At 72.2% G+C, this 10,450-nt stretch carries 7 protein-coding genes and 3 pseudogenes; 4 read left to right on the forward strand and 6 right to left on the reverse strand.

Annotation, left to right across the window (positions count from 1 at the left end; translation table 11 throughout):
• Positions 1–29 precede the first annotated feature (29 nt).
• Positions 30–1,289 (reverse strand): SWF or SNF family helicase, encoded by a 1,260-nt coding sequence (locus JAO81_RS20650; RefSeq protein WP_199549380.1) that lies wholly within the window; start codon positions 1,287–1,289, stop codon positions 30–32.
• Complete coding sequence (locus JAO81_RS20655) at positions 1,286–4,186, reverse strand: DEAD/DEAH box helicase (RefSeq protein WP_307813513.1); 2,901 nt, start codon at positions 4,184–4,186, stop codon at positions 1,286–1,288. The genes JAO81_RS20650 and JAO81_RS20655 overlap by 4 nt, the downstream gene beginning before the upstream one ends.
• 268 nt (positions 4,187–4,454) lie before the next feature.
• Here JAO81_RS20655 and JAO81_RS20660 point away from each other — a divergent pair.
• Both JAO81_RS20660 and JAO81_RS20665 read left to right on the forward strand, forming a co-directional pair.
• Positions 4,455–5,493: pseudogene (locus JAO81_RS20660) on the forward strand (fatty acid desaturase).
• 116 nt (positions 5,494–5,609) lie between these two features.
• Positions 5,610–5,792 (forward strand): hypothetical protein, encoded by a 183-nt coding sequence (locus JAO81_RS20665; protein WP_199549381.1) that lies wholly within the window; start codon positions 5,610–5,612, stop codon positions 5,790–5,792.
• 116 nt (positions 5,793–5,908) lie between these two features.
• On the opposite strand, the pseudogene JAO81_RS44000 reads toward JAO81_RS20665, so the two are convergent.
• The 4 genes and pseudogenes from JAO81_RS44000 to JAO81_RS20685 form a co-directional block, all read right to left on the reverse strand.
• Positions 5,909–6,172 (reverse strand): annotated as a pseudogene (locus JAO81_RS44000) (hypothetical protein); the annotation flags it as partial.
• Between the two features lie 449 nt (positions 6,173–6,621).
• Positions 6,622–7,213: pseudogene (locus JAO81_RS44005) on the reverse strand (hypothetical protein); the annotation flags it as partial.
• A 130-nt stretch (positions 7,214–7,343) separates the two neighbouring features.
• A complete protein-coding gene (locus tag JAO81_RS20680; protein WP_233415665.1) occupies positions 7,344–7,694 on the reverse strand; it encodes a hypothetical protein in 351 nt (116 codons plus the stop codon).
• A gap of 92 nt (positions 7,695–7,786) precedes the next feature.
• Positions 7,787–8,386 carry a class I SAM-dependent methyltransferase gene (locus JAO81_RS20685; protein WP_199549382.1) on the reverse strand — a complete coding sequence of 200 codons (600 nt, stop codon included), beginning with the start codon at positions 8,384–8,386 and terminating at the stop codon, positions 7,787–7,789.
• 203 nt (positions 8,387–8,589) lie between these two features.
• Between JAO81_RS20685 and JAO81_RS20690 the strand changes: the two genes are divergently transcribed.
• Together JAO81_RS20690 and JAO81_RS42615 are read left to right on the forward strand one after the other, a co-directional pair.
• Positions 8,590–9,363 carry an MHYT domain-containing protein gene (locus JAO81_RS20690; RefSeq protein ID WP_199549383.1) on the forward strand — a complete coding sequence of 258 codons (774 nt, stop codon included), beginning with the start codon at positions 8,590–8,592 and terminating at the stop codon, positions 9,361–9,363.
• A gap of 70 nt (positions 9,364–9,433) precedes the next feature.
• The coding region (locus tag JAO81_RS42615; RefSeq protein WP_233415666.1) for a nitrate- and nitrite sensing domain-containing protein at positions 9,434–10,450 on the forward strand (1,017 nt) is incomplete at its 3' end.

A 10,450-nucleotide genomic window follows, 5' to 3' on the forward strand; every position in this document is an offset into this window, starting at 1 on the left:
CCACCGCCGGCCACTTCGTGTGCCCGCCTCTAGGTGATCTGCTCGCCGCCCACCAGAGCAGCCAACGCCGCCGCCGGATCCTGCGCCGCAGGACCGGCCGGAGCCCAGCGGCCGCGCTCCTTGCGGTACGGCCACCAGCGGCCGTCGCGTCCGTAGCGCAGTTGCGCCGGGGCGTCGGCGAGGCTCCAGCGGTTGCGGGCCGCCTTGAGGTGCGGGCGTTCGTCCTCCTCCCAGGCCGCGTCGAGCGCGGCCCGGGCGCGCACCGCCTCGTCCGGGTCCGGCGTCCACTCGTTCTCCAGGACGTCGAGGGCTGCCTCACCACCGAACTCCCAGGCCTGTACGGCCAGTTCCAGCGCGTCCCGGCTGCGCCCGGTGCCCTCGGCGAGGCGTGCGCGGACCTCGGCGGGTGCGCCGATGGCCAGACGTACCGCGTCCTGGTTCTCCTCCAGTGGCGTGGGGACAGGACGGCCGGACAGCGCCGCGGTGAGCACCTGGTGGGCCCGAACCGTGGCGCTGTGCGCCAGGAACTCCACGGCCGAGACGTCGAGTCCGGGCGCGGGCGCCGTCTCGGTGTCGAGCGCAGGCGGCTGCCCCGGCGTCTCGGGCAGGTCCGGGAGCGCGGGCAGCGGCGGCAGGATCGCCCCCATCGCGTACGCCTCTTCGGCCCGTACACCCCGGGAGGGCGCCGGCACGTCGCTCTCCTGCGGAGCAGCCGAGGCCCGTGCGACGCTGCGCGCCTGCAGCTCGTCGAGCAGGGCGCGCTCGCCACGGCCGCGCATCAGGAGCAGGACGAACGGGTCCTGGTCGAGCAGCCGCGCCATCTGATAGCTGAGCGCGGCCGTGTGACCGCAGTGGTCCCAGGCCTCACAGGTGCACTCGGGTTCCAAGTCGCCGATCCCCGGGAGCAGTTCGATCCCGGCGGCGGCCGCGTCCTCGACCAGGAGCGGCGGCATCTCGCGGTCGAGCAGCGCCGCAATGTGCCCGGAGCTCTCCACCGCCATGTCGAGCAAACGGTCCCACGCGTCCTCGGACAGCTGCTGAAGGAGTACGTCGGACCGGAAGGCCGCCCGGCCCTTGTCCTGCACCACCGCGGTGATCCGGCCCGGCCGCACGGACACCGCACCGACCGCACCGGCCCGGGCGAGCCTGCGGCCCGCCTTGGTCTGCTGGTTGTCCAGGGCGGTGTCCTCCAGGGCCTTGAGCCAGGCCTGCCCCCACCAGGTCACGGCGAAGCCCCGTCCGTGGGCCGGCGGCAGGGGCTCGAAGGTGCGCTCGTCACCGGTACTCATCGGGCATCTCCTCGCAGCTGGACCAGCTCGGCCAGTTCGGCATCGGTGAGTTCGGTCAGGGCTGCCTCGCCGGAGCCGAGCACGGAGTCGGCGAGATCCTGCTTGCGTTCCAGGAGTGCGGCGATCCGGTCCTCGATGGTGCCTTCGGCGATCAGGCGGTGCACCTGTACGGGACGGGTCTGGCCGATCCGGTACGCGCGGTCGGTGGCCTGGGCCTCGACCGCCGGGTTCCACCAGCGGTCGTAGTGCACGACATGCTCGGCGCGGGTCAGGTTCAGACCCGTGCCCGCCGCCTTCAACGACAGCAGGAACACCGGGACTTCACCGTCCTGGAAACGGCCCACCATGGCCTCGCGCTCGGCCACCGGCGTACCGCCGTGCAGGAACTGGGTACGCACGCCCCGGGTCGCCAGATGCTTTTCGATCAGGCGGGCCATCTGCACGTACTGCGTGAAGACCAGGACGCTCGCGTCCTCGGCGAGGATCGTGTCGAGCAGTTCGTCGAGGAGTTCGAGCTTGCCGGAGCGGCCGGTGATCGACGGCCGCTCCTCCTTGAGGTACTGCGCCGGGTGGTTGCAGATCTGCTTGAGCCCGGTGAGCAGCTTGACGATCATGCCGCGGCGCTCCATCCCGTCCGCCTCCGAGATGGCGGCGAGGGTCTCGCGCACCACGGCCTCATAGAGACCGGTCTGCTCGGCGGTGAGCGAAACGGCGCGGTCCGTCTCGGTCTTGGGCGGCAGTTCGGGCGCGATGCCCGGGTCCGACTTGCGGCGCCGCAGCAGGAACGGGCGGACGAGTTTGGCGAGCCGTTCGGCCGCCGCCGGGTCCTGTCCGCTCTCCACGGCCTGCGCATAGCGGCTGCGGAAGGTGCCGAGCCGGCCGAGCAGGCCCGGTGTCGTCCAGTCGAGGATGGCCCACAGCTCGGACAGGTTGTTCTCGACAGGCGTGCCGGTGAGCGCCACTCGTGCCTGCGCGGGCAGGGTGCGCAGCTGCCTGGCGGTGGCGGAGTACGGGTTCTTCACATGCTGGGCCTCGTCGGCCACGACCATGCCCCAGGTACGGGCCGCGAGCGTCCCGGAGTCCAGGCGCATCGTCCCGTACGTGGTGAGCACGAACTCGCCCTCGGCCGGCTCGTCGAGCGTGCGGGCCTGGCCGTGGAAGCGCCGTACGGGCGTGCCGGGCGCGAACTTCTCGATCTCACGCTGCCAGTTGCCCATCAGAGAGGTCGGGCAGACGACCAGCGTCGGGCCGCGGGTCCCCTCCGTCTGCTGCCGGTGCAGATGCAGCGAGATGAGGGTGATGGTCTTGCCGAGACCCATGTCGTCGGCGAGACAGCCGCCGAGTCCGAGCTCGGTCATCGTCGCGAGCCAGCCGAGCCCGCGCAGCTGGTAGTCGCGCAACGTCGCCGTGAGCGCGGCCGGTTGGGCCACATCGGTGGCGGCATCGGGATCGGCCAGGCGATCGCGCAGCGCGGCCAGCCAGCCGCTCGCGGTCACCTCGACACGGCGGCCGTCGACCTCGGTGGACCCGGTGAGCACCGCGCCGAGGGCATCGACCGGGGTGACCTTGCGGTCCTCGTGGGCGCGGGCGCGGCGGGCTTCCTCGGGGTCGATCAGGACCCATTGGTCGCGCAGCCGGATCAGCCGCCGGTGCGCTTCGGCGAGCGCGTCGAGTTCGGCGCGGGTCAGCTCCTGGTCGCCCAGCGCGAAGCGCCAGTTGAACGCGAGCAGCGCGTCGGGCGCGAGCATCGACGGGGCGCCGTCGCTGGACTGCCCGTCATCCGGCGGTCCGACCACCGCGCGCGCGGTCAGCTTGCGGGCGAGCTCGCGCGGCCAGTGCACCTCGACACCGGCGCCGGCGAGGGTGCGCGAGGCCTCACCGAGCAGCTCGGCGATCTCCTCGTCGGCGAGTTCGACGGCGTCGGGCACGGCGGCCGTCAGGAGCGGGGTCAACGGCGCCCAGGCGCGGGCCGCCCGGCGCAGCGCGAGCAGCGCGACCAGCCGGCTGCGCGGCCCGACCGCGCCCGCGGCGGCGCCCGATTCGGCCCAGACGTCAGCGGCGCCCGCGACGGCGGTCGGGTTGGCGGCGCTGTGCATCTGCAGTACGGCGCGGAAGCGGGCGGCGCCTTCCTGGAGCCCGGGCACCTTGGATTCCTGGAGTCCGGGACCCTCGGTTTCCTGGAGTCCGGGTACCTCGATTTCCTGGAGCCCGGGCACCTCGATCCGCAGGGACAGGCGCACCCCGGCGTCATGGCCCGCGGCCACATCCGCCGCCCAGTCGCGCTGTTCCGGCAGCCGCTGCGGCTCGTCCACGGCATAGGCCGGCTGACCCGCGGCCAGGTGGGCGGCGGGGGAGCGGGGCAGACTGTCGGCCACGGCGTCCAGGAACTGCCGTACGAGCAACTCCGGCTCGGGCAGCAGGAGTTCATCATCCGACGGCAGCGGCGCGGCATGCGCCTGCGGCGGCATCGCGGCGGCCAGCTCGCGCACCAGCTCCAGGTCCTCGGCCGTCAAGGGCCCGGCCCGCCAGGCATCCTCGTCCTGCGCCGTGAGCCCCGGCAACAGCAAGCCGCGAGCGGTCAGTTGGAGTGCGAACAGCGTGGCCGCGCCCCAGAACGCCGCGGCGGGATGCGCCGCATCCTCGACGCGTGCACGGGCCAGGACGGGCAGCGCCTCGCGCACGGTCAGGATGCGCGCGGGGACCTGGACCCGCTCCACGCCGCCCGCGTCGCCCGGCAGCGCGACGGTCAGCTCGCCGGCCGCGCCGTCGAGGGCGTCGCCCTCCTCGCTCCAGAACGCGAACCGGCTGGTGCGGGCAGGTGTGGCGGGCAGGAACACCACGGCGCACCGGGTGAGTTGAAGCACTTCGGCAGCGGTGAGCGGGACGGACCTGTGCACAGCGATGGCTGATTCCTCAAGTTTGACTAGAGACCGAGCGGCCGAGGGTACCTGAAGCCCGGCCCGTATCAGAGGTCCGAAGGCGTGACGCCCCTCACAGTCGACGCCCAAGGGTGTCGCCGAGTCCACCTGCCACTGGTGGTGGCCCCAGGTCCGCCGGAGGCCACCACCCCTGCGTACACGGGTGGTGGCGCCATGGTCGCCATGGGTAGCCGAAACCTACGTTTAAGCAGGTCAGACCGATCGTAGAAGAGACCGGAGACCTGCCATGACGACCGCCGCACCCGTACGAGAGCGCCCCGCCGCCGCACCCCGCGGCAGCGAGTTCGCGCCACTCCTGCGCACCGTCAAAGGGCAGGGCCTCCTGGAGCGCCGCACCGGCTGGTACGCCCGCAGCATCGCCGTCAACACCCTCGCGCTCGCCTCCGTCATCACCGCCATGGCACTCGTCGGCAACTCCTGGTGGACGCTGCTGCTCGCGCTGCCCCTCGCCCTGTTCTCGGCGCGCACCTCGTTCATCGGCCACGACGCGGGTCACGCCCAGATCGCCGACAAGCGCCAGGTCAACCGCGTGCTCGGCCTGATCCACGCCAACCTGCTCGTCGGCACCAGCGCCGCCTGGTGGAACGACAAGCACAACCGCCACCACGCCAACCCCAACCACGTCGACAAGGACCCGGACGTGGCACCCGACGTCCTGGTCTTCTCCGGCGGCCATGTCGCGGGCCGCACCGGGTTCAAGGCCTGGCTCACCCGCCACCAGGCGTGGCTGTTCTTCCCGCTGTGCCTGCTCGAAGGCATCAACCTCAAGATCCAGGGCATCAAGGACCTGCGCCGCCAGTCCCCGCGCGAACGCACCGTGGAGGGCCTGCTCCTGCTCGTCCACCTCGTCGCGTACGCGACCCTGCTCCTGACCGTCCTGACGCCCGGCAAGGCCCTCCTGTTCGCCTTGCTCCACCAGGCGTTCTTCGGCCTGCACCTGGGCCTTGCCTTCGCGCCCAACCACAAGGGCATGCCGATGCCCGACAGCACCACCGAACGCTGGGGCCATCTGCACCGCCAGGTGCTCACCTCGCGCAACATCCGCGGCGGCCCCGTCACGGACTGGCTGCTCGGCGGCCTCAACTACCAGATCGAGCCACCTGTTCCCCAACATGCCGCGCCCGCACCTGCGCCTGGCCCAGCCCCTGGTGCGCGCCCACTGCCGCGACGTGGGCATCCCCTACGCGGAGACCGGCGCCGTCGACTCGTACCGCCAGGCGCTGGGGCATCTGCGGGAGGTCGGTGAGCCCTTGCGCGTCGAGTAGGGGACTTCTCCGGGACGGACCTCAGGGTCGCGTCAGGGTCCAGACTGGAACCAGGGCGGCGGCGGGCCCGTTCTCCCTTGCAGAGAGCGGCTGCGGCCGCGAAGGAGGCGACACTGATGTCCAGGAACGCGAAAATCGCCGCGGGTGGTGTGGCGGCCGGGCTCATCCTGATGATCTGGCTGCCCTGGTGGGCAGCGATGCTGATCATCCTCGGGGTGCCGACGGCGGCCTATCTGACCCTCGATGAATCACAGCGGCGCCGGCTGCGGCGGGTGTCACGCAAGGAACTGGGGCGCTGAGCGCTGCTTCTTGAATCGGATACGGATACGGATGCGGGAGCGGGGCGCGGGCCGTCGAGGTCCGCGCCCTCGGCCGTGCGGGGGCTCGGGGGCCGCCTGACCGTCCGGGGCGCGGGTCAGGACGGGCGTACCGCCATCTTGTCCAAGGCCTCGAGCAGCCCCGGGAGTTCGGGCCCCCGGCCCACCGGCAGCACTTCGCCGGGCTCCTCGTCGAGCAGGACGAAGGCGATGTCGTCGGTACGGGCCACCATCGACCAGCCAGGACCGTCGGCCCGCAGGGTCCGCGCCTCGCCCGTGGCGAAGGCGGAGCGCACGCGGCCGAGCGGCGGGGGAGTGTCGATGTAGGCACGCACCTCGGCGAGGACGCGGCGGATGGCACTGCCGGAGGCGGCGGTCCCGGGTCCGGCGGGATCGGGCTGGTCGGCGGTGGCTTCGGGGGCCGTACCCGGCTGGTCGGCGGTGCCCTCGGAGGGCGTATCGGGCCGGCCGGTGGTGTCCTCGGGGGCGCCGACCCGGGTCGGCGCGTGAGCCTCGTCCGGCGCCGCGTTCTCGTCGGCGGTCTGGTTTTCCGCGGTGTCCGAATCAGCCGACTCTTCAGCGGTCGCTTCAGTGGTTGCTTGAGTGGTCTCCGCGTCGGCTGCGGAATCGTTTGCGCTGTCGGCCCGGTCGCTCGGGGCATCCGTCCCGGCGGCGTCCGCGGCGCCCCCAGAGTTCCGGTCGGAGTCAGCGTCGGTGTCGGTGCCAGCGTAGGCATCGGACACTGTCCCCTCGGCCGCCGCCGTCCCGCTGCTTTCGACGTCCTCCGACGCTCCCGGTCTCTCCGGCCCCTCAGCGGCCTCACCCTCACCGGCCGAGTCGGAACCCGCCCCGGACCCGGACTCCTCCCCGGACCCGGACCCCTCCCCGCCCGTCACGAACGCATCATCGTCGATCTGCGCCCGCCACATCGCCCACTGCAGCGCGATCTCATCCGCGCCGAGCCGCCGTTGAGCCGGCCCCCAGGTGGTGGTGTCCGGCGGCGAGAGGACCAGGACGTGCGGATCGTCGGGGTCGGGCTCCGGGTCGTGCGGCGCGGGGATGCCGGGCGCCGCCACGGCCACCGCGAGCGGCCAGCCGGGCAGCGCGCTGACCACCGTGCTGTCGTCCGGCGACAGTTCGTACTCCATGCCGCAGTCCCAGGAGGCGATGGCGACCGCCACCAGGGACACATCGTCGGTCACCACGGTCCAGCGGGCACCCGTCGAGTCCTGTCCGAGCACGAGGCCGTACCCGTCGACGATCGGCACCAGGCCGAGCGCCGCACAGGCCTCCGGGTAGTCGTCACCGAGCACGCTCGGGAACTTCGCGGGTGTCAGCAGCACCGCGGTCAGCACATACAGCGCGTCGTCGTCGACGGCGACGTCCGCATCGCTCCCGGCCATGGCAGTGCCCTCCCCTTTCGCAAACTTCGTCGGCGCACCCTAACCAGTCGGTAACCGACTAGTCGAGGTCTGGGCGACCTTGAACCGCACGGACGTGCGCGGATACGCCGACGTGGAGGGGGCGGGCAGGTCAGACGGCCGGCAGACCGAGCAGGGTACGGGCCACGTCGCGCGGCGACTCGTCGCGCTCGCGGGCCAGCGCGATCACGGCGCGGCAGGCGAGCTCGTTGATGCCGAAGTACAGGGCCTCGGGCTGGACCCAGCCGGCCGCTTCGTCCTGCTGTTCCTGGTCGTCGTCGATGGACGCGGTCACATAGGCCGCAGCCGCCTCGAAGATGTTGTGCGTGCGGTGTTCCGAGCCGGCCGCCTGCCGCGGCACGGCCTTCCCCGTGGCGGACGGCGGCTCCGTCTCGCCGGGCTCACGGCCGTCCGGCTGGAACAGCCTGCCGATTCTGCGCAGCACCGGATGACGCTCCGACATAAGCGATCACCTTCCCCCTGTACGGCTCGGCCCCGCTTCAGGTCGGTTCCGCGGGTCGATCTTTCAAGTGTGCCGTATCCAGAAGCAGTTGCTCAGACCTCTCGTACGGCAAGAGCGAGAAACTGTACGTCCTCGTCCACGTACGAGATCATCCGCCACCCCGAACCGGCGAGCAGCGGCCGCAGATTGGGCTCGGCCCGCAGGTCGTCGGGGGTGACCTGGCGTCCGTGACGTGCCGCGAGGGCCCTGCGGCCGATGGGGTGGAAGAGTGCGAGGCGGCCACCGGGACGTACCACCCGGGCCAACTCGCGCAGATTCGCGGCGGGTTCGGGCAGATGCGAGATCAGGCCCGCGCCGAACACCGCGTCCAGTGCGCCGTCGCGCAGCGGCAGCCGTGCGACATCGGCGAGCAGCAGTCCGCCGTCCGCGCCCCGTCCGGCCCGCAGCGCCTCCCGCAGCATGGCGGGGGTGAGATCGGCGCCGATTACGGTGCCCTCGGACCCCACCGCCGCGCGCAGCACCGGGAGGGCGCGTCCGGTGCCGCAGCCCGCGTCGAGGACCTTGTCCCCGCGCCGCAGCCCGATCGCCGCGACCCCTTGCGCGTACGCGGGACCGTCGTCGGGAAAGCGGGAGTCCCAGTCGGCCGCGCGGGCGGTGAAGAACTCCTGTACGTCCCTGGGGTCGTTGCTCATACGGTCCATGATCCCTCACCCGGAGGTGCGATGGCCCGAACTGCTCGAACTTCCGCACGGAACGGATTCAGGTTCCGTACGTCCGTGCGGTGCGCATGTTCGAGCGCGTGACGATCGTTCTTGCACATCTCTCTGTCATATTCAGCCACCTTTCGAAGTGCGCCCCCTCTTCACGCCTCCTCCACGACTAGCGTCCCGGAGGCATGGGACACCTGGACCACGCCGCCTTCGGCTGGCTTACACCCGCACTGTCGTATGTGATGGCCTGCATCGGCGCCGCACTCGGACTGCGCTGCACCGTGCGCGCCCTCACGGCCACCGGAAGGTCGCGGCGCAACTGGCTCATCACCGGCGCCTCCGCGATCGGCACCGGCATCTGGACGATGCACTTCGTGGCGATGTTCGGCTTCAGCGTCACCGGCACGGAGATCCGCTACAACGTGCCGCTGACCGTCGTCAGCCTCGTCGTCGCCATGGTCGTCGTCGGGGTGGGTGTCTTCGCTGTCGGCTACAGCAAGAACAAGGGCCGAGCGCTCTTCCTCGGCGGCCTGACCACGGGAGTCGGGGTGGCGAGCATGCACTACCTCGGCATGGCCGCCCTCCGGCTGCACGGCGAGGTGCACTACGACCCCGCCATGGTCGGCCTCTCCGTTCTCATCGCGGTGGCCGCCGCGACGGCCGCCCTGTGGGCGGCACTCAACATCAAGGCGCCCGTCGCCGTGGCCGTCGCCTCCCTGGTGATGGGAGCCGCGGTCACGAGCATGCACTACACCGGCATGATGGCCGTCAGCGTCGACGTCACGCCCGGAACCGCCGAACTGTCCGGGGCCACGACCATGCAGTTCATCTTCCCCCTGGCCGTTGGCCTCGGCTCCTATCTGTTCCTGACCTCAGCCTTTGTCGCGCTCTCCCCGACCGCCACCGAGCGCGAGGCCTCCGCCTCGGCCCAGCGGCCGCTGGAGAGCGCCCTTCCCTAGCGGTGCGGCCGGGTCGCCCGCCGACCGGCCCGGCTGCACCGCACCGCCCCTGATCCAGAGCGAGGAGGCCATGCGTACATCCCGCAACACCCCAGGCTCCCCGGCCCGTACCGGCCCCGACGCGACGACCGCGCCCCCGGCGCGCGGCCGCCGCGCCCCCGCGGGGCCGCCCCCCCACGCACAGGCTTCCGGAGGGCCCCCCGCACACGGCCACATACCCGAGCCGCCCGAGCGCGGCCCCATCTGGCAGCTGCGACCACGGCGGGTCAGGGCGAAGATCGTCTGCCTCCTCATGGTCCCGGTCGTCTCCCTGATCGCCCTGTGGGCGTACGCCACCGTGACCACGGCCCAGGACGTCAGCCGGCTCAGCCAGCTGCAGCGAGTCGACGAGCAGGTCCGTACCCCCGTGGCCGCCGCCGTCGCCGAGCTCCAGGATGAACGCGCCGCCGCCGTCGCCTACGCGGCCCGCCCGGACACCTCGCGGGCCGACGAACTGCGGGGCCAGGCCGAGCAGACCGACAAGGCACTCGGCAAGCTCCGCCTCGGCAAGGACCACACGGTCGCCGACGGCGCGGACTTCCCCTCGGGCGTCGCCGAGCGGCTCGGCGTCTTCGTGGACGGCGCGGACGAGCTCGCCGGCCTGCGCACCGACATCCTTGACCGGCGCACGGGTTGGGACGAGGCGTACGACAAGTACACCGAGACCATCGGGAAGGCGTTCACCGTCGGCGGTGCGCTGACCGGCGTCCAGGACGCCGAAGTCGGCTCCGACGCACGCGTGGTCCTTGAATTCTCCCGGGCCGGCGAGATGCTCGCCCGCGAGGACGCGCTGCTCTCCACCGCCCAGCTGGCCAAGACCCTCGAAGGCGCACGGCTGCAGACCTTCATCGGCGCCGTCGAGACCCGCCGTACGCTCCTCGGCTCCACCGTCCAGGATCTGCGCGGCGAGGAACGTTCCGCCTGGCGCGAGCTGGAGAAGAGCAGCGCCTACGCGGACGTCCTCGCGGTCGAGGACAAGGTTCTGTCCGCGGCCCCCGGCCGCCAGGGGGGCGCCGCCCCCCCGCGGGGGGGGTGGGGGAAGGGCCCC

Origin of the sequence: Streptomyces sp. N35 (assembly GCF_016464295.1) — a bacterium.
Taxonomy (GTDB): Bacteria; Actinomycetota; Actinomycetes; order Streptomycetales; family Streptomycetaceae; genus Streptomyces.

Excerpts from the sequence above, each read along its gene's own strand:
- JAO81_RS20690 (WP_199549383.1), top strand. The coding sequence starts at position 8,590 with ATGGGACACCTGGACCACGCCGCCTTCGGCTGGCTTACACCCGCACTG.
- JAO81_RS20650 (WP_199549380.1), bottom strand. The coding sequence starts at position 1,289 with ATGAGTACCGGTGACGAGCGCACCTTCGAGCCCCTGCCGCCGGCCCAC.
- JAO81_RS20680 (WP_233415665.1), bottom strand. The coding sequence starts at position 7,694 with ATGTCGGAGCGTCATCCGGTGCTGCGCAGAATCGGCAGGCTGTTCCAG.
- JAO81_RS20665 (WP_199549381.1), top strand. The coding sequence starts at position 5,610 with ATGTCCAGGAACGCGAAAATCGCCGCGGGTGGTGTGGCGGCCGGGCTC.
- JAO81_RS20685 (WP_199549382.1), bottom strand. The coding sequence starts at position 8,386 with ATGAGCAACGACCCCAGGGACGTACAGGAGTTCTTCACCGCCCGCGCG.